The organism is Pseudomonas sp. No.21 (assembly GCF_054558415.1).
Genome location: NZ_BAAJNO010000003.1, coordinates 122,657 through 143,283 on the forward strand (window position 1 = coordinate 122,657; position 20,627 = coordinate 143,283).

General features: G+C 65.8%; 18 protein-coding genes. 10 read left to right on the plus strand and 8 right to left on the minus strand.

The annotated features are described in order from the left end of the window. Positions 1–148: 148 nt before the first annotated feature. Positions 149–1,297 carry an iron-containing alcohol dehydrogenase gene (locus ACYJSS_RS06200; protein ID WP_111261681.1) on the minus strand — a complete coding sequence of 383 codons (1,149 nt, stop codon included), beginning with the start codon at positions 1,295–1,297 and terminating at the stop codon, positions 149–151. 153 nt (positions 1,298–1,450) lie between these two features. On the opposite strand from ACYJSS_RS06200, the gene tcdA reads away from it, so the two are divergent. Continuing rightward, a complete protein-coding gene (tcdA, locus tag ACYJSS_RS06205) occupies positions 1,451–2,254 on the plus strand; it encodes a tRNA cyclic N6-threonylcarbamoyladenosine(37) synthase TcdA (protein ID WP_111261680.1) in 804 nt (267 codons plus the stop codon). A 208-nt stretch (positions 2,255–2,462) separates the two neighbouring features. On the opposite strand, the gene ACYJSS_RS06210 is transcribed toward tcdA, so the two are convergent. The 7 genes from ACYJSS_RS06210 to map all read right to left on the minus strand — a co-directional run bounded on the left by ACYJSS_RS06210 (position 2,463) and on the right by map (position 10,531). Beyond that, complete coding sequence (locus tag ACYJSS_RS06210) at positions 2,463–2,867, minus strand: SufE family protein (RefSeq protein ID WP_236204608.1); 405 nt, start codon at positions 2,865–2,867, stop codon at positions 2,463–2,465. Next, positions 2,864–4,066: an aminotransferase class V-fold PLP-dependent enzyme gene (locus tag ACYJSS_RS06215; RefSeq protein WP_111261678.1), complete on the minus strand. Its 1,203-nt coding sequence runs from the start codon at positions 4,064–4,066 to the stop codon at positions 2,864–2,866. The genes ACYJSS_RS06210 and ACYJSS_RS06215 overlap by 4 nt, the downstream gene beginning before the upstream one ends. A gap of 100 nt (positions 4,067–4,166) precedes the next feature. Beyond that, entirely contained in the window at positions 4,167–5,201 is a 1,035-nt protein-coding gene (dapD, locus tag ACYJSS_RS06220) for a 2,3,4,5-tetrahydropyridine-2,6-dicarboxylate N-succinyltransferase (protein WP_236204607.1), read from the minus strand. Positions 5,202–5,279: 78 nt separating this feature from the next. Then, positions 5,280–5,627, minus strand: coding sequence for an ArsC family reductase (locus ACYJSS_RS06225; RefSeq protein WP_111261676.1), 348 nt, complete (start codon positions 5,625–5,627; stop codon positions 5,280–5,282). A gap of 146 nt (positions 5,628–5,773) precedes the next feature. Continuing rightward, positions 5,774–6,967 carry a succinyldiaminopimelate transaminase gene (dapC, locus tag ACYJSS_RS06230; RefSeq protein ID WP_236204606.1) on the minus strand — a complete coding sequence of 398 codons (1,194 nt, stop codon included), beginning with the start codon at positions 6,965–6,967 and terminating at the stop codon, positions 5,774–5,776. 40 nt (positions 6,968–7,007) lie between these two features. Beyond that, on the minus strand, positions 7,008–9,710 hold the full coding sequence (locus ACYJSS_RS06235; protein ID WP_236204605.1) for a [protein-PII] uridylyltransferase: 2,703 nt from the start codon (positions 9,708–9,710) through the stop codon (positions 7,008–7,010). 38 nt (positions 9,711–9,748) lie between these two features. Then, positions 9,749–10,531, minus strand: coding sequence for a type I methionyl aminopeptidase (map, locus tag ACYJSS_RS06240; RefSeq protein ID WP_111261673.1), 783 nt, complete (start codon positions 10,529–10,531; stop codon positions 9,749–9,751). A 268-nt stretch (positions 10,532–10,799) separates the two neighbouring features. Here map and rpsB point away from each other — a divergent pair, with 268 nt between their 5' ends. The 9 genes from rpsB to bamA all read left to right on the plus strand — a co-directional run bounded on the left by rpsB (position 10,800) and on the right by bamA (position 20,592). Further along, entirely contained in the window at positions 10,800–11,543 is a 744-nt protein-coding gene (rpsB, locus tag ACYJSS_RS06245; protein ID WP_111261672.1) for a 30S ribosomal protein S2, read from the plus strand. Positions 11,544–11,669: 126 nt separating this feature from the next. Further along, a complete protein-coding gene (tsf, locus tag ACYJSS_RS06250; RefSeq protein WP_111261671.1) occupies positions 11,670–12,539 on the plus strand; it encodes a translation elongation factor Ts in 870 nt (289 codons plus the stop codon). Between the two features lie 201 nt (positions 12,540–12,740). Then, positions 12,741–13,484: a UMP kinase gene (gene pyrH / locus ACYJSS_RS06255; RefSeq protein WP_111261670.1), complete on the plus strand. Its 744-nt coding sequence runs from the start codon at positions 12,741–12,743 to the stop codon at positions 13,482–13,484. Then, positions 13,481–14,038, plus strand: a complete 558-nt coding sequence (frr, locus tag ACYJSS_RS06260; RefSeq protein ID WP_111261669.1) for a ribosome recycling factor — start codon at positions 13,481–13,483, stop codon at positions 14,036–14,038. The genes pyrH and frr overlap by 4 nt, the downstream gene beginning before the upstream one ends. A gap of 11 nt (positions 14,039–14,049) precedes the next feature. After that, entirely contained in the window at positions 14,050–14,796 is a 747-nt protein-coding gene (gene uppS, locus ACYJSS_RS06265; protein ID WP_111261668.1) for a polyprenyl diphosphate synthase, read from the plus strand. 2 nt (positions 14,797–14,798) lie between these two features. Next, a complete protein-coding gene (locus tag ACYJSS_RS06270; protein ID WP_111261667.1) occupies positions 14,799–15,614 on the plus strand; it encodes a phosphatidate cytidylyltransferase in 816 nt (271 codons plus the stop codon). Next, entirely contained in the window at positions 15,611–16,801 is a 1,191-nt protein-coding gene (gene ispC / locus ACYJSS_RS06275; protein WP_111261666.1) for a 1-deoxy-D-xylulose-5-phosphate reductoisomerase, read from the plus strand. The genes ACYJSS_RS06270 and ispC overlap by 4 nt, the downstream gene beginning before the upstream one ends. A 15-nt stretch (positions 16,802–16,816) precedes the next feature. Next, positions 16,817–18,166: an RIP metalloprotease RseP gene (gene rseP / locus ACYJSS_RS06280; RefSeq protein ID WP_111261665.1), complete on the plus strand. Its 1,350-nt coding sequence runs from the start codon at positions 16,817–16,819 to the stop codon at positions 18,164–18,166. 74 nt (positions 18,167–18,240) lie between these two features. After that, positions 18,241–20,592 (plus strand): outer membrane protein assembly factor BamA, encoded by a 2,352-nt coding sequence (bamA, locus tag ACYJSS_RS06285; RefSeq protein WP_111261664.1) that lies wholly within the window; start codon positions 18,241–18,243, stop codon positions 20,590–20,592. Positions 20,593–20,627: the final 35 nt, after the last annotated feature.

The window sequence follows — 20,627 nt, forward strand, 5'->3', positions numbered from 1 at the left end:
GCGTCCGGCGACTGTATAGATTGTGTACGAACGATAGCCGTGCCCACCGGCCATTGCACACAGGCTTTGTCCCTGGGGTTGCGGAGAAGTTCGCGGGGATTTGCCGGGCCCGCCGGAGGGCTTGGTGTCGGGCCCGATACGAAGCGGACTACAGCGCTCGCAGCAGGATGCGCTCGCTGGCTTCCAGGTCGAGGTCGCGGCGTTCGCTGAGGGCGGTCATGCCATGGCGCTCCAGCTGCGCCAGCACCTGGGGGATGACCTCGGCATCCAGCCCGTGGTCGGCGAGGCGGGTGGGCACGCCCAGGGCCTGGAAGAAGTCGCGGGTGGCGGCGATGGCGCCGTCGATCTTCGTGTCCTCGTCGCCCTCGATGCCCCAGACACGCTCGGCGTACTGGATCAGCTTGGCGCGCTTGGGTTCACGGCGCTCCGCCAGCAGCGCCGGCAGCACCACGGCCAGGGTCTGGGCGTGGTCGAGGTGGTAGAGGGCGGTGAGTTCATGGCCGATCATGTGGGTCGCCCAGTCCTGGGGCACGCCGCAGCCGAGCAGGCCGTTGAGGGCCTGGGTGGCGCACCACATGAGGTTGGCGCGCGCCGTGTAGTCCTCGGGGTTGGCGAGGGCCCTGGGGCCTTCCTCTATAAGGGTGAGCAGCAGGCCTTCGGCCTGGCGATCCTGCAGCGGCGCGTCGGCGGGGTAGGTGAGGTACTGCTCCAGGGTGTGGACGAAGGCATCGACCACGCCGTTGCCGATCTGTCGGGCCGGCAGGCTGAAGGTGGTGCACGGGTCGAGGATGGCGAAGCGCGGGTACAGCAGTGGGCTGGAGAAGGGCAGTTTCTCCTGTCGGGCGACATGGGTGACCACGCCGTGGGGGTTGCTCTCCGAACCGGTGGCGGCGAGGGTCAGCACGCAGCCCAGGGGCAGGGCCGCCTTGGCCCGGGTGCCGGTGAGCAGGTCGAGCGGGTCGCCCTCGTGGCACAGGGCGGCGGCGATGAACTTGCTGCCGTCGATCACCGAGCCCCCACCCACGGCGAGGATGAAGTCGCAGCCTTCGCGGCGGGCCAGTTCCACGGCCTTGACCAGGGTGTCGAACTGCGGGTTGGCCTCGATGCCGGCGAAGCGGGTGAGGGCATAGCCGGCCAGGGCCTGTTCCACCTGCTGCCAGACGCCGTTCTGGAAGATGCTGCCGCCGCCGTGGGTGACCAGCACCCGGCTGCCGGCGGGGATTTCACGGGCCAGCTTGTCGATCTGGCCTTCGCCGAAGTGGATGCGGGTGGGGTTGTAGAAGCTGAAGTTGCGCATGCTGGGCTCCCTTTTTGTTATCGGCCGACTATAGCGCTGGAGGGCTGCGGGGCGATCTATGGCCCGCCATTCAGCGGTGTCGGGCTTGGGATGGCGGTCGACGCTTCCTATAATGCGCGCCCGGCCAGGTGGCTGGCGAGTTGGGAGCTAGGCATGAGTACAGACGAACGTTTCGGTGGCATCGCCCGCCTCTATGGGCTGGAGGGCGCGGCGCGCCTGCAGGCGGCGCACGTGGCGGTGGTCGGCATCGGCGGCGTCGGCTCCTGGGCGGCGGAGGCGCTGGCGCGGTCCGGCGTGGGCGAGATCTCGCTGTTCGACCTGGACGATGTCTGCATCACCAACACCAACCGCCAGGTGCACGCCATCGAGGGCGCCGTGGGGCGGGCCAAGGTGGAGGTGATGGCCGAACGCATCCGCGCCATCAACCCGGCCTGCGTGGTGCACGCGGTGGCGGACTTCGTCACCCGCGAGACCATGGCCGAGTACATCACCCCGGAGCTGGATGCGGTGATCGACTGCATCGACAGCGTGGCGGCCAAGGCGGCGCTGATCGCCTGGTGCAAGCGGCGCAAGATCCAGATCGTCACCACTGGCGGCGCGGGAGGCCAGGTGGACCCGACGCAGATCCAGGTCACCGACCTGAACAAGACCTTCAACGATCCGCTGGCGGCCAAGGTGCGCTCCATGCTGCGCCGCGACTACAACTTCTCCCGCACGCCGGGGCGCACCTACAGCGTGCCCTGCGTGTTCTCCACCGAGCAGCTGCGCTACCCCAAGCCCGATGGCTCGGTGTGCCAGCAGAAGAGCTTCGTCGGCGAGGGTGTGAAGCTGGACTGCGCCGGCGGCTTCGGCGCGGTGATGATGGTCACCGCCAGCTTCGGCATGGCGGCGGCTGCCAGAACCGTGGACAAGCTGGTGGCCGGTGCGCGGCGGCCGTCGGAACGGGCTGCGGGCTAGCACAGTTGCACCGGGGCTTTTTCGCGGATGAATTCGCTCCCACGCGGAGGGCCGTCGCTGCGTAGGGTGGATGGCGCTCTTCCATCCACCAACGGGGTTGCCGGTGGCTTCGATGGTGGGGTGAGCCCGGGCAACCGGGCCAAAGGCTTCGCGCAGAGCTCGCTCCTACAGGCGCGAAACCCGTAGCAAGGAATTCAAGCTCCGGCCTTCACGGTGCGGCCTTGCGCATCCTGTCGAGCACGGCGTTGAGGCCGTTGCTGCGGGAGGGGGAGAGCTGCCGGGCGAGGCCGAGCTGGGTGAACCAGTCGGCAAGGTCGAGGGTAGCCAGCTCTTCCGCCGGCAGGCCCTGGACGCGCACCAGCAGCACGGCGAGCAGGCCGCGGATCAGCCGCGCATCGCTGGCGGCGCGGAAATGGCGCTGGCCATCCTTCATTTCATCCACCAGCCAGACCTGGCTCTCGCAGCCGTGCACGCGGTTGGCTTCGCTGCGCTCTGCGTCCGCCAGCGGCTCCAGGCGTTCGCCCCATTGCATCAGCAGGCGGGCGCGCTGTTCCCAGCTGCCTGCGCCGGCGAAGGCGGCAAGGGCATCGGCGGCGGCGGGTGGCAGGCTCATCGCAGCAGCTCCAGGGCCTTGTCGAGGGCAACGAAGAGGCGCTCCAGGTCGGCGCTGTCGTTGTAGAGGCCGAGCGAGACGCGGATCGCGCCGCCGAGGCCGAGCCCCTGGTACAGCGGCATGGCGCAGTGATGCCCGGCGCGCACGGCGATGCCCTGTTCGGTGAGCAGGTGGGCGAGGTCGGCGTTGTGCACGCCCTCGACGCCGAAGCAGGCGAGCGCCACCTGGGGATCGCCCACCAGGCGTACGCCGTCGCGGGCGGCGAGGCCGGCCATGAGTTTGGCGTGGAGCACGGTCTCGTGGGCGGTGACGGCGGCGGCGTCGAGGCTGCCGAGGTAGTCGAGCGCGGCGCCAAGCCCGATCACCGGGGCGATGGCCGGGGTGCCGGCCTCGAAGCCGAGCGGGGCGCCATGGAAGTCGGCGTCGTGGTAATCGGCGCGATGGACCATCTCGCCGCCGAACTGCCAGTGATCGAGGCGGGCGAGGGCGTCCGCCTTGCCGTAGAGCACGCCGACGCCTTCCGGCCCGTAGAGCTTGTGACCGGAGAACACGTAGAAGTCGCAGCCCAGGGCCTGCACGTCATGGCGGCCATGGACCACGCCCTGCGCGCCATCCACCACGGTCAGCGCGCCTTGCTGGCGGGCCATGGCCAGCAGTTCGCCGAGGGGTTGCCAGCGACCGAGCACGTTGGACAGCTGGCTGACGGCCAGCAGGCGGGTGCGCGAGTCGATCAACTGGCGTGCCTGGTCGAGGTCGATGTCACCGCGTGCATCCAGGGGCAGCACCACCAGCTCGAGCTGGCTGCGACGCGCCAGTTGCTGCCAGGGCAGCAGGTTGGCGTGGTGTTCCAGGGCGCTGATGACGAGGCGCTCGCCAGGTGCGAACTGCCGCTCCAGCCCATAGGCCAGCAGGTTGAACGCCTCGGTGGCGCCCCGGGTGAAGACGATCTGCGCCGGATGGGCGGCGTTCAGCCAGTGGGCGACGCGCGTACGGCTGCCTTCGAAGGCCCTCGTCGCCCGCTCTCCCGGCAGGTGCTGGGCGCGGTGGACGTTGGCCGCTCCGCTGGCGTAGTAGCCGAGCAGGGCGTCGAGCACCACCTGGGGCTTCTGCGAGGTGGCGGCGCTGTCGAGGTAGGTCTGCCCCTCGGCATCGAGGGCCGAGAGGGCGGGGAAGTCGGAGCGCCAAGGGGACGGAAGCATAGCGATGAGCCTGGGACCGGCATGTGCTGGAAGCCAGAAGCTGGAAGCCGGAAGTTCTCGAGGTCACTTCCGGCTTCAGGCTTTCAGCTTCAAGCTGCCTTTAGTTATGCGCGTGCAGCGCTTCGTTCAGCTCGATGGCGGTCTTGTTGGTCTTGCACTCGACGGCACCGTTCTGCGAGTTGCGGCGGAACAGCAGGTCGGGCTGGCCGGCCAGGTCGCGGGCCTTGACCACTTTCACCAGGGCGTTCTGGTCGTCCAGCAGGGCGACCTTGGTGCCGGCGGTGATGTACAGGCCGGCTTCGACGATGTTGCGGTCGCCCAGCGGGATGCCGATGCCGGCGTTGGCGCCGATCAGGCAGCCTTCGCCGACGGCGATGACGATGTTGCCGCCACCGGACAGGGTGCCCATGGTGGAGCAGCCGCCGCCCAGGTCCGAACCCTTGCCGACGAAGACGCCTGCGGAGACGCGGCCTTCGATCATGCCCGGGCCTTCGGTGCCGGCGTTGAAATTGATGAAGCCCTCGTGCATCACGGTGGTGCCTTCACCCACGTAGGCGCCCAGGCGCACGCGGGCGCTGTCGGCGATGCGCACGCCGGCGGGGACCACGTAGTCGGTCATCTTCGGGAACTTGTCCACGGAGAAGACTTCCAGCAGCTCGCCCTTCAGGCGCGCTTCCAGCTGGCGCTCGGCCAGTTCGGCGAGGTCGACGGCGCCGTGGCTGGTCCAGGCGACGTTGGGCAGCAGCGGGAAGATGCCGGTCAGGTTCAGGCCGTGGGGCTTGGCCAGGCGGTGGGACAGCAGGTGCAGCTTGAGGTAGGCCTCGGGGGTGGAGGTCAGGGCGGCGTCTTCGGCCAGCAGGGTGGCGACCAGCGGCTTCTGGCTTTCGGCCAGGCGGGTCAGCAGGGCGGATTGGGCCGGGTCGATTTCCTTCAGGGCGGTGGCCAGGTCGGCGGCCTGGGCGTTGGTGAAGGCGATGGCCTGGTTGCCGGCGCTGTAGCCGAGGATCGAGGTGATGGCCTCGACCAGTTGCGCGGCGGGCTTGAGCAGGGGCTGGGCGTAGAAGACTTCCAGCCAGTTGCCCTGGCGGTTCTGGGTGCCGACGCCGAAAGCGACGCTGAAGAGTTGGGTGGACATGGGAATTCCTCTTGCTGAATAGGGTGGATCAGGCGGTCCGGTCGATGGCTTGCCGGGCTGTGCCGCGTCCGGGGTCGCTCAATTGAACGCGGCGGCGTAGAGATCGGGCTTGAAGCCGACCAGGGTGCGGTTGCCCAGGTCGAGCACCGGGCGCTTGATCATCGACGGCTGGGCGAGCATCAGTTCGATGGCCTTGGCCTGGTCGAGATCGGCCTTCTGCGCGTCATCGAGCTTGCGGAAGGTGGTGCCGGCACGGTTGAGGACGGTTTCCCAACCGTGTTCGGCACACCATTTCTGCAGATTGGCGCGGTCGATGGCGGCGGTCTTGTAGTCGTGGAAGGCATAGCTCACGCCCTGCTCGTCGAGCCAGGTACGGGCTTTCTTCATGGTGTCGCAGGCCTTGATGCCGTAGAGGGTGATGGTCATGGGGCAGCTCGGATTCACGTGAGGCAAGGGCCGCGCAGCCAGGGGCCACGCGACGTCGGTCGGCGATTATGCCACGCGGGATTGCCCGGTGGGGCGCCGTTGCGGCGCCCCGTCTCGTTACGGCGGGAAGGCCCGCTGGGCGGGGCTCAGAGGCCGCGGACGAAGTCGCGGATGCGCTCGGCGGCTTCGATGCACTCGGCGAGCGGTGCGACGAGGGCCATGCGCACGCGGCCGGCACCGGGGTTGAAGCCGTTCACTTCGCGGGAGAGGTAGGAGCCGGGTACCACGGTGACGTGCTCGCGGGCGAACAGGCCGCGGGTGAAGGTCGTATCGTCCACCGGGGTCTTGGCCCACAGGTAGAAGCCGCCGTCCGGGCGTTGCACGTCGAGCACGCCGCCGAGGATGTCGAGCACGGCGTCGTATTTCTCGCGGTACAGGTCGCGGTTGGCGCGCACGTGGGCTTCGTCTTTCCAGGCGGCGATGCTGGCCAGCTGGGTCTGCACGGGCATGGCGCAGCCGTGGTAGGTGCGGTACAGCAGGAAGGCCTTGAGGATGGCGGCGTCACCGGCGACGAAGCCGGAGCGCAGGCCCGGCAGGTTGGAGCGCTTGGACAGGCTGTGGAAGACCACGCAGCGGGCGAAGTCGCTGCGGCCCAGTTCGGCGCAGGCGGTGAGCAGCCCGGCCGGCGGGTTGGCTTCGTCGAAGTACAGCTCGCTGTAGCACTCGTCGGCGGCGATGACGAAGTCGTGTTCGTCGGCCAGGGCGATCAGTTTCTTCAGTTGTTCCACCGGGACCAGGGCACCGGTGGGGTTGCCCGGGGAGCAGAGGAAGAGGATCTGGCAGCGCTGCCAGACCTCGACCGGCACGGCGTCGAAGTCGGGATTGAAGCCGTTCTCCGCCAGGCACGGCAGGTAGTGGGGCTCGGCGCCGGCCAGCAGGGCCGCACCTTCGTAGATCTGATAGAAGGGGTTCGGGCTGACGACCAGGCCCTGGTCGGCGCGGTTGACCACGGTCTGGGTGAAGGCGAACAGCGCCTCGCGGGTGCCGTTCACCGGCAGCACGTGGCGGGCGGCGTCGAGCCAGCCGGCCGGCACCTTGAAGCGGCGCTCGCACCAGGCGGCGATGGCTTCGCGCAGGGCGGGGATGCCCAGGGTGGTGGGGTACACGGCCATCTGGTCGAGGCTGTCGGCCAGGGCCTTGGCGACGAAGTCCGGCGAGCGGTGCTTGGGTTCGCCGATGGACAGGGCGATGGCCTTCTTGTCGGCCGGTTGCACGCCGCCGAGCAGGGCGCGGAGCTTTTCGAAGGGGTAGGGCTGCAGGTGGTTCAGAGCGTCGTTCATGCGTCGTTCCTGGCTACTGCGAGCGGCTGCACGGGCGCGCTCAGATACTGATTCGGGTGGGGTCAACGCCCTGGGCGTTGGCTTCGGACAGCTGCGAGACGATGGCCGCCTGCAGGCGCTGGCAGAGTTCGGGGTCGGCCAGTGGCTGGTTGTCGGCGTCGGTGACGAAGAACACGTCTTCCACCCGCTCGCCGAGGGTGGCGATCTTGGCGTTCTGCAGCGACAGGTCGAAGTCGAGGAAGATGCGCCCGATGCGCGCCAGCAGGCCGGGGCGGTCGGGTGCGATCACTTCCAGCACGGTGACCGGGCGCTGGGCATCGTTGGAGATGGTCACCTGGGGCGCGAAGGCGAAGTGCTTGAGCTGGCGCGGTACGCGGCGCTGGATGATGGCCGGGTACTCGTCGGGGTTCTTCAGCGCTTCGATCAGGCCCTCGCGGATTTCCTTGACCCGGGCCGGGTTGTCGCCGATGGAGCCGCCGGCGGTGTCGAGCACGATGTAGGTGTCGAGGGTGAACTGGCTGGTGGAGGTGATGATCCGCGCGTCGTGGATGTTGAGGTTGAGCTGGCTCATCGCGGCCACGGTCACGGCGAAGAAGTCGTGCTGGTCAGGGGCGTAGATGAAGATCTGGGTGGCACCCTCGAACTCGCGCTGGGCGGTTTCCTTGATCAGCACCAGCGGGTCGTTGCCGGCCGGGTGCTGGAGGATGGCCTCGGTGTGCCAGGCGACGTCGTTGGCGGTATGGCGCAGGAAGTAGTCGTCGCCGAGCTGGGACCAGAGCTGCTCGGCGTCGTCCTGGTCGATGCCGTTGCGCACGAGGATGTCGATGGCGGCGGTCTGGGTCTGGCGGATCTGCTCTTCGCGGTCCAGCGGGTTCTCCAGGCCGCGGCGCAGGGCGCGCTTGGTCTCGGTGTAGAGCTGGCGCAGGAGGCTGGCGCGCCAGGAGTTCCACAGGCTCGGGTTGGTGGCGTTGATGTCGGCCACGGTGAGCACGTAGAGGTAGTCGAGGTGGGTCTGGTCGCCGACCAGCTGGGCGAAATCGAAGATCACCTGCGGGTCGGAGAGGTCCTTGCGCTGGGCGGTGGTGGACATCACCAGGTGGTTCTGCACCAGCCAGGTGACCAGGCGCGAATCCCAGGCCGGCAACTGGTGGCGGGCGCAGAAGGCTTCGGCGTCGACGGCGCCGAGCTCGGAATGGTCGCCGCCGCGGCCCTTGCCGATGTCGTGGTAGAGGCCGGCGATGTAGATCAGCTCGGGCTTGGGCAGCTTGTCGATGACCTTGCTGGCGAGCGGGAATTTCTCCGCCAGCTCCGGCCACTTCAGCTTGCGCAGGTGCTTGATCAGGTTGAGCGTGTGGGCGTCGACCGTATAGATGTGGAACAGGTCGTGCTGCATCTGCCCGATGATGTGGCCGAACTCCGGCAGGTAGCGACCGAGGATGCCGTAGCGGTTCATGCGACGCAGGTTGCGGTGGATGCCCTGGGACGACTTGAACAGCTCGATGAACAGGCTGGTGTTGCGGATGTCGCTGCGGAAGTCGTCGTCGATGAGGTGGCGGCTGTCGCGCAGCAGGCGGATGGTGTCGGCGCGCACGCCCTTGATCTCCGGGTGCTGGGCCATCAGCACGAAGATCTCCAGCAAGGCGAAGGGGGTGCGCTTGAAGACGTTGGGGTGGGTGACTTCGATGTAGCCGTCGCGCAGCTGGAAGCGGCTGTTCAGCGGTTGCGCGGGCGAGGAGCCGGCGCTGCGCAGGATGACTTCCTCGAAGTGCTGGTTGATCAGGTCGCTGAGCTCGGCGACGCCCATCACCACGCGGTAGTACTTCTGCATGAAGTGCTCGATGGCCTGCTTGGCGTCGTCGCCCTGGAAGCCCAGCAGGCCGGCCAGCTTGCGCTGGTGGTCGAACAGCAGGCGGTCCTCGGCGCGACCGGCGAGCATGTGCAGGGCGTAACGCACCTTCCAGAGGAACTCCTGGCTGGAGGCGAGCACGCTGCATTCGCTCTCCACGAGGAAGCCTTCCTTGACCAGGGCGTGCAGGTTGAGGCTGCCGAACTGGCGGCGGGCGACCCAGAGGATGGTCTGGATGTCGCGCAGGCCGCCGGGGGAGCCCTTCACGTTGGGTTCCAGGTTGTATTCGGTGTCGTTGTACTTGGCGTGGCGGGCCTTCCGCTCCTGGCGCTTGGCGAGGAAGAATTCCTTGCTCGGCCACATGCGCTCGGGGCTGGTGACGTCCTGCATGCGCCTGCGCAGGCTTTCCGGGCCGGCGATGGTGCGGCTTTCCATCAGATTGGTGACCACCGTCAGGTCGGCGCGGGCCTCCTCGGCGCATTCGTCCACCGAGCGCACGCTCTGCCCGACTTCCAGGCCGATGTCCCAGAGCAGGGTGAGGAAGCCTTCGATGGATTCGCGGAAGGTCTCGTGGTCGGCGCTGTCCAGCAGGATCAGCAGGTCGATGTCCGAGTAGGGGTGCAACTCGCCGCGGCCGTAGCCGCCGACCGCCAGCAGGGCGATGTCGGCGTCCTCGCTCCAGTCGAAGCGCTCCCAGGCGGCGCGCAGGATCTGGTCGACGAACCAGGCGCGGTCCTCGACCAGGCGGCGGATGTCGCGGCCATTGGCGAAGCGGGTGTCGAGGACATCCTTGGCCTGGCGGATGGCTTTCTTGAAGGCGGCGATGGGGCTGGATTTCAGCGCCAGTTCGGCCTGGAACTGGCCGCGGTCGAACAGTTCGGGATCCACCTGCGGCATCGGTCGCCTTCCTTATAGCTGTGGGGCGTTGTCGGGACTCAGGCGGAAACCCGGGGAATGGTGTCGTCGCTGCGCAGGGTGAAGATCTCGTAGCCGGTCTCGGTCACCATCAGCGTGTGTTCCCACTGCGCGGAGAGCTTGCGGTCCTTGGTGATGGCGGTCCAGCCGTCGCCCAGCACCTTGGTCTCGGCACGGCCCTGGTTGATCATCGGCTCGATGGTGAAGGTCATCCCGGCCTTGAGTTCCATCCCGGTGCCGGCGCGACCGTAGTGGAGGATCTGCGGCTCTTCATGGAACACCGCGCCGATGCCGTGGCCGCAGAATTCGCGGACCACCGAGAAGCCGTTCTTCTCGGCATGCTTCTGGATCACTTCGCCGATATCGCCCAGGCGGCAGCCCGGCCTGACCAGCTGGATGGCCTTGTACATGCACTCCTGGGTCACCTGGGACAAGCGCTCGGCCCAGACCGGCACCTTGCCGACATGGAACATGCGGCTGGTGTCGCCGTGGTAGCCGTCCTTGATGACGGTCACGTCGATGTTCAGGGTGTCGCCATCCTTCAGCGGCTTCTCGTTGGGGATGCCGTGGCAGACCACGTGGTTGATCGAGGTGCAGATGGACTTGGGGAAGCCCTTGTAGTTGAGCGGGGCGGGAATCGCCTTCTGCACGTTGACGATGTAGTCGTGGCAGATGCGGTCGAGCTCTTCGGTGGTGACACCGGGTTTGACGTGCTCGCCGATCATCTCCAGGACTTCGGCGGCCAGGCGGCCTGCCACGCGCATCTTTTCGATTTCTGCGGGCGTCTTGATGGTCACGGTCATGGCGGTTCTCGAGCGTTTCTATATAAAGAGCGCAATCTTAACAGCTGGAAGCCCGAAGCTTGAAGCTGGAAGAGCGCTCGGCGGGTCTCGCTTCGGGTTTTGAGCTTATAGCTTCGAATAGTTTTTTGTGCTATAAAACGCGCCGCTTTACGGGCACTCTGCCCGCAAGGCTCAAACCCACACACGTATCGACACGATTTCCTGGGTGCCCGCAAGGGTTGGAGATTGGGATACGTGGAGGCCTAACCCGACTTATCAAGGAACTATCATGTCCCAAGTCAACATGCGCGATATGCTGAAGGCCGGTGTGCACTTCGGCCACCAGACCCGTTACTGGAACCCGAAAATGGGCAAGTTCATTTTCGGCGCGCGTAACAAGATCCACATCATCAACCTGGAAAAAACCCTGCCGATGTTCAACGAGGCCCTGTCCTTCGTTGAGAAACTGGCTGCAGGCAAGAACAAGGTTCTGTTCGTCGGCACCAAGCGTTCCGCTGGCAAGATCGTCCGCGAAGAAGCAGCTCGTTGCGGCTCCCCGTACGTCGATCACCGCTGGCTCGGCGGCATGCTGACCAACTACAAGACCATCCGTCAGTCGATCAAGCGCCTGCGCGACCTGGAAACCCAGGCTCAGGACGGCACTTTCACCAAGCTGACCAAGAAAGAAGCGCTGATGCGCACCCGCGATCTGGAAAAACTGGAACGCAGCCTGGGTGGCATCAAGGACATGGGCGGCCTGCCGGACGCTCTGTTCGTGATCGACGTCGACCACGAGCGCATTGCTATCACCGAAGCCAACAAGCTGGGCATCCCGGTCATCGGCGTTGTCGATACCAACAGCAGCCCGGAAGGCGTTGACTACATCATCCCGGGTAACGACGACGCCATCCGCGCCGTTCAGCTGTACCTGGGTGCCATGGCCGACGCCGTGCTGCGTGGCCGTCAGAACGCCAACGGCGGTGCTGACGAGTTCGTCGAAGAAGCTGCCGCTTCCGAGGCTGCCGAAGGCTGAGGCCAGCGCGCTTAGCGTTACCCGGTGCGCAAGAAGGGGGCTAGGCCCCCTTTTTGCCACCTCCGATATTGTCTGCCCGGAATGCCGGGCTGAATGGTTGAAAACCTATTCAAGAGGATTGCGAACATGGCAGAGATTACTGCAGCCCTGGTTAAAGAACTGCGCGAGCGTACCGGCCTGGGCATGATGGATTGCAAGAAGGCCCTGACCGCCGCCGATGGCGACATCGAGAAGGCCATCGACGACATGCGCGCCGCTGGTGCCATCAAGGCCGCCAAGAAGTCCGGCAACATCGCCGCCGAAGGCGCGATCGCCGTCAAGGTCGCTGCCGACAACAAGGCCGCCGTGATCATCGAAGTCAACTCCCAGACCGACTTCCTGGCTCTGCAGGACGACTTCAAGAGCTTCGTCGCCGCCACCATCGAGCAGGCTTTCGAAGAGAAGCTGACCGACGCCGCGCCGCTGGTTGCCTCCCGCGAAGAAGCTCGCCTGGCCCTGGTTTCCAAGACCGGCGAAAACGTCAACATCCGTCGCCTGACCCGCGTCGAGGGTGATGTCGTGGGTGCCTACCTGCACGGCCACCGCATCGGCGTACTGGTCAGCCTGAAAGGCGGCAGCGTCGAACTGGCTCGCGACATCGCCATGCACGTGGCTGCCAGCAACCCGCAGTTCCTCAACGCTTCCCAGGTTTCCGAAGAAGCCGTTGCCAAGGAAAAGGAAATCTTCCTGGCCCTGAACGCCGACAAGATCGCCGGCAAGCCGGAGAACATCGTCGAGAACATGGTCAAGGGCCGTATCGCCAAGTTCCTCGCCGAAGCCAGCCTGGTCGAGCAGCCGTTCGTCAAGGATCCGGAAGTCAAGGTCGGTGACCTGGCCAAGAAAGCCGGTGCCGAGATCGTTTCCTTCGTTCGCTACGAAGTAGGCGAAGGCATCGAGAAGGTCGAAGTGGACTTCGCTGCCGAAGTTGCTGCACAAGTCGCTGCAACCAAGCAGTAAGACGGCCTAGGCTGTCGCCCCGCAAGAGGCTGCCCGCTAACGCGCGCGGCCTCTTCGTCAAACTGGGGAACCCTTTCGGGGCGGTTTCCGTGGCCATGTCCGCCAGGCGGGCACCAAGTGCCACGTGCGTAGTCGAAGCTACGCTCCAGGACAGCGGAGCCCCGTGCTCCATGAATTCAATGCGCCGCAGGAGAACTCGTAATGGCTCAGCAGGTGAGTGGTCGCCAACCTCGCTATAAACGCATTCTGCTCAAACTCAGCGGCGAAGCCCTGATGGGGTCCGAGGAGTTCGGGATCGACCCGAAGGTCCTGGATCGCATGGCTCTGGAAATCGGTCAGCTGGTCGGCATCGGCGTCCAGGTCGGCCTGGTCATCGGCGGCGGCAACCTGTTCCGTGGCGCGGCCCTCAGCGCGGCCGGCATGGATCGGGTCACCGGCGACCACATGGGGATGCTGGCCACCGTGATGAACGGCCTGGCCATGCGCGACGCCCTCGAGCGTTCCAACATCCCCGCGCTGGTGATGTCGGCCATTTCCATGGTCGGCGTGACCGATCACTACGACCGCCGCAAGGCCATGCGCCACCTCAAGAGCGGCGAAGTGGTGATCTTCTCCGCCGGTACCGGCAACCCGTTCTTCACCACCGACTCGGCCGCCTGCCTGCGTGCGATCGAGATCGATGCCGACGTGGTATTGAAAGCCACCAAGGTGGATGGCGTGTACACTGCCGACCCCTTCAAGGACCCGAACGCCGAGAAGTTCGAGCACCTCACCTATGACGAGGTGCTGGATCGCAAGCTGGGCGTGATGGACTTGACGGCGATTTGCCTGTGCCGTGACCAGAAGATGCCGCTGCGGGTCTTCAACATGAACAAACCCGGTGCCCTGCTGAACATCGTTGTGGGTGGCGCCGAAGGAACCCTGATCGAGGAGGGCGAACAATGATCAACGAGATCAAGAAGGACGCGCAGGAGCGCATGACCAAGACCCTGGAGTCCCTGGGCCATGCCTTCGCCAAGATCCGTACCGGGCGTGCGCATCCGAGCATCCTGGACAGCGTGATGGTGTCCTACTACGGCGTCGATACCCCGCTGCGCCAGGTGGCCAACGTGACTGCCGAGGATTCCCGCACCCTGGCCCTGACCGTGTTCGACAAGAGCATGATCCAGGCGGTCGAGAAGGCCATCATGACCTCCGACCTCGGCCTCAACCCGGCCACCGCCGGTACCACCATCCGCGTGCCGATGCCGGCCCTGACCGAGGAAACCCGCAAGGGCTACACCAAGCAGGCCCGCGCCGAAGCCGAGAACGCCCGTATCGCCGTGCGCAACATCCGCCGCGATGCCCTGGCGCAACTAAAGGACCTGGTGAAGGAAAAGGAAATCAGCGAAGACGACGAGCGTCGCGCTGCCGATGATGTGCAGAAGCTGACCGACAAGTTCGTCGCTGAGGTCGACAAGGGCCTGGAAGCCAAAGAAAACGACCTGATGGCTGTCTGACGGCACCCCATATGGACAAGAAAGGCGTTTCTCCAGCGATCCCGCGTCATGTGGCGATCATCATGGATGGCAACAATCGCTGGGCCAAGAAGCGCCTGCTGCCGGGCGTCGCCGGTCACAAGGCCGGCGTCGATGCCGTCCGTGCAGTGATCGAGGTGTGTGCCGAGGCAGGTGTCGAGGTGCTCACGCTCTTCGCTTTCTCCAGTGAGAACTGGCAGCGTCCGGCCGAGGAGGTCGGCGCGCTGATGGAGCTGTTCCTCTCGGCCCTGCGCCGGGAGGCGCGGCGCCTGAATGACAACCAGATTCGCCTGCGCATCATTGGCGACCGTTCGCGGTTCCATCCCGAGTTGCAGGCCGCCATGCGCGAAGCCGAGTTGCTGACCGCTGGCGAACACCGCTTCACCCTGCAGATCGCTGCCAACTACGGTGGCCAGTGGGACATCACCCAGGCTGCCCAGCGCCTGGCCCGTGAGGTCCAGGCCGGGCACCTGCAGGTGGACGAGATCACGCCCGGGCTGTTGCAGAACTGCCTGGCCACTGGCGACCTGCCGCTGCCCGATCTGTGCATCCGCACCGGGGGCGAGCATCGCATCAGCAACTTCCTGCTCTGGCAGCTGGCCTACGCCGAGCTGTATTTCTCCGATCTGTTCTGGCCCGACTTCAAGCACGAAGCCATGCGCAAGGCCCTGGGTGACTACGCCACGCGCCAACGCCGCTTCGGCAAGACCAGCGAACAGATAGAAGCCGAGGCCCGTTAACGATGCTCAAACAACGAATCATCACCGCGCTGGTGCTCCTGCCCATCGCGCTGGGAGGCTTCTTCCTGCTCGATGGTGGCGTTTTCGCGCTGTTCATCGGCCTGGTGGTCAGCCTTGGGGGCTGGGAATGGGCGCGCCTCGCCGGCTTCGACGCCCAGCCCGCCCGTATCGGCTACGCCGCGCTGGTCGCGGCCCTGCTGTTCGTTCTCTACCAGGCCCCGGTCCTGGCGCCCTGGGTCCTGGCTGTCGGCATCCTCTGGTGGGTGGCCGCGACCTTGCTGGTGCTCGGCTATCCAGGCTCCAGCCGCTACTGGGGTGGTCCCGCCGGCAAGCTGGTGATCGGCCTGCTGATCCTCCTGCCGGCCTGGCAGGGTCTGGTGCTGTTCAAGCAGTGGCCGCTGGCCAACTGGCTGATCCTCGCCGTGATGGTGCTGGTCTGGGCCGCTGACATCGGTGCCTATTTTTCCGGCAAGGCCTTCGGCAAGCGCAAGCTGGCCCCTGCGGTCAGTCCCGGCAAGAGCTGGGAAGGCCTGGTCGGCGGCCTGTGCACCAGCCTGCTGATCACCCTGGGCGTGGGCATCTACCGCGGCTGGGACGGTGGCGCGCTGCTCGCCGGCCTGCTCGGCGCCGCGCTGGTGGTGCTGATCTCGGTGGTGGGTGATCTCACCGAAAGCATGTTCAAGCGCCAGTCCGGCATCAAGGACAGCAGCAACCTGCTGCCCGGCCATGGTGGCGTGCTGGACCGTATCGACAGCCTCACCGCCGCCATCCCGATGTTCGCCGCGCTGCTGTGGGTCGCCGGCTGGGGCAGTCTGTGAGCCGTCCGCAACGCATCACCGTGCTGGGGGCCACCGGTTCCATCGGTCTCAGCACCCTGGATGTCATCGCGCGCCATCCTCTGCGCTATGAAGCTTTCGCCCTGAGCGGTTTCTCCCGCCTGTCCGAGTTGCAAGCCCTGTGCCTGCGGCACCGTCCGCGTTATGCCGTGGTGCCTGACCAGGAGTCCGCTCGCCGCCTGCAGGCCGGGCTCCAGGGCGCCGGCCTGACCACGGAGGTTTTGGTGGGGGAGGCCGGGCTCTGCGAGGTCGCGTCCCATCCCGAGGTCGATGCGGTCATGGCCGCCATCGTCGGCGCGGCCGGCCTCAAGCCGACCCTGGCGGCCGTCGAGGCGGGAAAGCGCGTGCTGCTGGCCAACAAGGAAGCCCTGGTGATGTCCGGGGCCCTGTTCATCCAGGCGGTGCGCCACAGTGGTGCCGTATTGCTGCCCATCGACAGCGAGCACAACGCGATCTTCCAGTGCCTGCCGGGGGACTATTCTCGTGGCCTTGCGCAGGTCGGCGTGCGGCGCATCCTCCTCACGGCATCCGGCGGTCCGTTCCGCGAAACATCGCTGGATGTGCTGCATGAGGTGAGCCCCGAACAGGCCTGTGCCCATCCCAACTGGTCCATGGGGCGGAAGATCTCCGTGGATTCGGCGAGCATGATGAACAAGGGGCTCGAGCTGATCGAAGCCTGCTGGCTGTTCGATGCGAGCCCGTGCCAGGTCGAGGTGGTGATCCACCCCCAGAGCGTCATTCATTCCCTGGTCGATTACGTCGATGGCTCGGTGCTCGCCCAGCTGGGCAACCCCGACATGCGTACGCCGATCGCCCATGCCCTGGCCTGGCCGGAGCGCATCGATTCGGGTGTCTCTGCGCTGGACCTTTTCCGTATCGGTCGGCTGGATTTCCAGAAGCCCGACGAGACGCGGTTCCCCTGTCTGCGCCTGGCGCGACAGGCGGCGGAGGCGGGGGGCAGTGCCCCGGCGATGCTCAACGCCGCCAACGAGGTGGCTGTCGCGGCCTTCCTCGAGCGGCGCATTCGCTTCACGGAGATCGCGAGTATCATCGACGAGGTGCTGAACCGCGAATCGGTGCTGGCGGTCGAAACGCTGGACGCCGTGCTGCTCGCGGACGCCCGAGCACGCGCTGCGGCGCAGGATTGGTTGGCCCGTCACGGGCGTTGAGCCCGGAGGTTCTCGATGAGCGCGCTATACATGGTCTTGGGCACCCTGGTGGCACTGGGAGTGCTGGTCACCTTCCACGAGTTCGGCCACTTCTGGGTCGCTCGTCGCTGCGGTGTCAAGGTGCTGCGGTTCTCCGTCGGCTTCGGTACCCCGCTGGTCCGCTGGCATGACCGCCATGGCACCGAGTTCGTGATCGCCGCCATTCCCCTGGGCGGCTACGTGAAGATGCTCGACGAGCGCGAGGCCGAAGTGCCCGCTGCGGAGCTCGACCGTTCGTTCAATCGCAAGCCCGTGGGGCAGCGCATCGCAATCGTCGCCGCCGGGCCCATTGCCAACTTCCTTCTTGCGCTGCTGTTCTTCTGGGTCCTGGCCATGCTGGGCGCCCAGCAGGTGCGCCCGGTGGTGGGCTCCGTCGCCGTCGACAGCATCGCCGCGCAGGCCGGCCTGCAGGTCGGGCAGGAAATCCTTTCCGTCGATGGCAAGGCCGTCACCGGCTGGGGCGGCGTCAACCTGCAGCTGGTGCGTCGTCTCGGCGAGAGCGGCGACCTGAACCTGGTGGTGCGCAGCCAGGGCTCGACTGCCGAGACCCCGCTGCGCCTGCAGCTGAACGACTGGCTGAAAGGGGCTGACGAGCCTGACCCCATCGGTTCGCTGGGCATCCGGCCGTGGCGTCCGGCCATGCCGCCGGTGCTGGACGAAGTGCCGGAAGGACCGGCCCAGGCTGCCGGGCTGCGCCCGGGTGATCGCATCCGCGCCCTCGACGGGCAAGCGATGGATGACTGGCAGCAGCTGGTGGATTTCGTCCGCAGCCGCCCGGGCCAGCGCATCACGGTGAGCTACGAGCGTGACGGACAGGTCGCCGAAATGCCTGTCACTCTTGGTGCGCGTGGCGAGGGTGACGCCCGCAGCGGCTTCCTCGGCGCCGGCGTCAAGGCGGGTGAGTGGCCGGCGGAGATGCTGCGCGAGGTGAGCTTCGGCCCGCTCGATGCGGTCGGCGAGGCAGCGGCGCGGACCTGGTCCATGAGCCTGCTAACTCTGGATTCCCTAAAGAAAATGTTGCTCGGCGAGCTCTCGGTAAAAAACTTGAGCGGGCCGATAACCATTGCTAAAGTGGCGGGCGCTTCAGCCCAGTCCGGCGTGGGGGATTTCCTGAATTTCCTGGCCTACCTGAGCATAAGCCTGGGGGTTCTCAATCTGTTGCCAATTCCCGTCCTGGACGGGGGGCACCTGCTGTTCTACCTGATCGAATGGGCGCGTGGACGACCACTGTCAGAGCGGGTGCAAGCTTGGGGGGTACAGATCGGCATCAGTCTTGTCGTCGGGGTCATGCTATTGGCCTTGGTGAACGATCTGGGCCGTCTGTAACGCGTCGCTGAATTCCGGATCTGCCGCCCTTCGCGGCAGATTCCTTATTATCAGTTGGAATAAAAAAGGACTTCATGAAACGCCTGTTGCTAACTGCGGTGCTCGCCGCACTCATGATCGGCGAAGTTCACGCCGAGTCCTTCACCATCTCCGACATCCGCGTAAACGGCCTGCAGCGGGTATCCGCCGGCAGCGTGTTCGGTGCTCTGCCGCTCAACGTCGGCGATCAGGCGGATGACCGCCGCTTGGTTGAAGCCACTCGCGCCCTGTTCAAGACCGGTTTCTTCCAGGACATCCAGCTCGGCCGCGATGGTGGGGTCCTGGTGATCAGTGTGGTCGAGCGCCCGTCGATTTCCAGCATCGAGATCGAAGGCAACAAGGCCATCACCAGCGAAGACCTGCTCAAGGGCCTGAAGCAGTCCGGCCTCTCCGAAGGCGAGATCTTCCAGCGCGCGACCCTCGAAGGCGTGCGTAACGAGCTGCAGCGCCAGTACGTGGCTCAGGGCCGCTACTCCGCCGAGATCGAAGCCGAGGTGATCCCGCAGCCGCGCAACCGCGTCGCGCTGAAGATCAACATCAACGAAGGCACGGTCGCTGCCATCCAGCACATCAACGTGGTGGGCAACACCGTATTCCCCGATGAGGACCTGATCGGCCTCTTCGAGTTGAAGACCACCAACTGGCTGTCGTTCTTCAAGAACGACGACAAGTACGCCCGCGAGAAGCTTTCCGGTGACCTGGAGCGCCTGCGCTCCTACTACCTGGACCGCGGCTACATCAACATGGATATCTCTTCCACCCAGGTATCCATCACCCCGGACAAGAAGCACGTCTACGTCACCGTCAACGTCGACGAGGGCGAGAAGTACACCATCCGCGACGTGAAGCTCTCCGGCGACCTGAAGGTGCCGGAAGAAGAGGTCAAGTCGCTGCTGCTGGTGAAGGAAGGCCAGGTCTTCTCCCGCAAGATCATGACCACCACCTCCGAGCTGATCACCCGCCGCCTGGGTAACGAGGGCTACACCTTCGCCAACGTCAACGGCGTGCCACAGGCTCACGACGAGGATCACACCGTCTCCGTGACCTTCGCCGTCGATCCGGGCAAGCGTGCCTACGTCAACCGCATCAACTTCCGTGGCAACACCAAGTCCGAGGACGAAGTGCTGCGCCGCGAGATGCGCCAGATGGAAGGTGGCTGGGCCTCGACCTACCTGATCGACCAGTCCAAGACCCGCCTGGAACGCCTGGGCTTCTTCAAGGAAGTCAACGTCGAGACCCCGCAGGTGCCGGGCACGGACGACCAGGTCGACGTCAACTACAGCGTCGAAGAGCAGCCTTCCGGCTCCATCACCGCCAGTGTCGGCTTCGCTCAGAGCGCGGGCCTGATCCTCGGTGGCTCGATCAGCCAGAACAACTTCCTCGGCACCGGTAACAAGGTCAGCATCGGCCTGACCCGTTCCGAGTACCAGACCCGCTACAACTTCGGCTTCGTCGATCCCTACTGGACCGTCGACGGCGTGAGCCTGGGCTACAACGCCTTCTACCGCACCACCGACTACGACGACCTCGATGTCGACGTATCCAGCTATTCGGTGGACAGCCTCGGTGGCGGCGTCAGCGTCGGCTATCCGATCAACGAGACCTCGCGCCTGACCTTCGGCCTGACCGTGCAGCAGGACGAGATCGGCACCGGCCGCTACACCGTCGACGAGATCTTCGACTTCATCCGCCAGGAAGGCGACAAGTACCTGAACTTCAAGGGCTCCATCGGCTGGTCCGAATCGACCCTGAACCGTGGCGTGCTGGCCAACCGTGGCCATTCCCAGAGCCTGGTGCTGGAAAGCACGCTGCCGGGCAGCGACCTGTCGTTCTTCAAGCTCGACTACCGTGCCCAGCTGTTCACCCCGCTGAGCCAGAGCACCGCGCTGCGCTGGCACACCGAGCTGGGCTACGGCGACAGCTACGGCTCCACCTCCGAGCTGCCGTTCTACGAGCACTACTTCGCCGGCGGCTTCAACTCGGTGCGTGGCTTCGAGGACAGCAGCCTCGGCCCGCGCAGTACCCCGAGTACCGGTCGCAACCCCGGCACCATCGCCGACCCGGACCAGGACCCGCTGCCCTTCGGCGGCAACGTTCTGGTGCAGGGCGGCGTGGAGCTGCTGTTCCCGCTGCCCTTCGTCAAGGACCAGCGCCAGCTGCGTACCGTGCTGTTCTGGGATGTGGGTAACGTGTTCGACACCAGTTGCTCGTCCACCGCGACCAACTGCAGCAGCATCAACGCAGGCGATCTCGCCAGCTCCGTGGGTGTGGGGCTGACCTGGATCACCGCGCTGGGGCCGTTGAGCTTCAGCCTGGGCATGCCGGTGAAGAAGCCGGACAATGCCGACACCCAGGTATTCCAGTTCTCCCTGGGCCAGACTTTCTAATTGCTGATCAAGAAGACAACAGTGTTTGTTGCAGG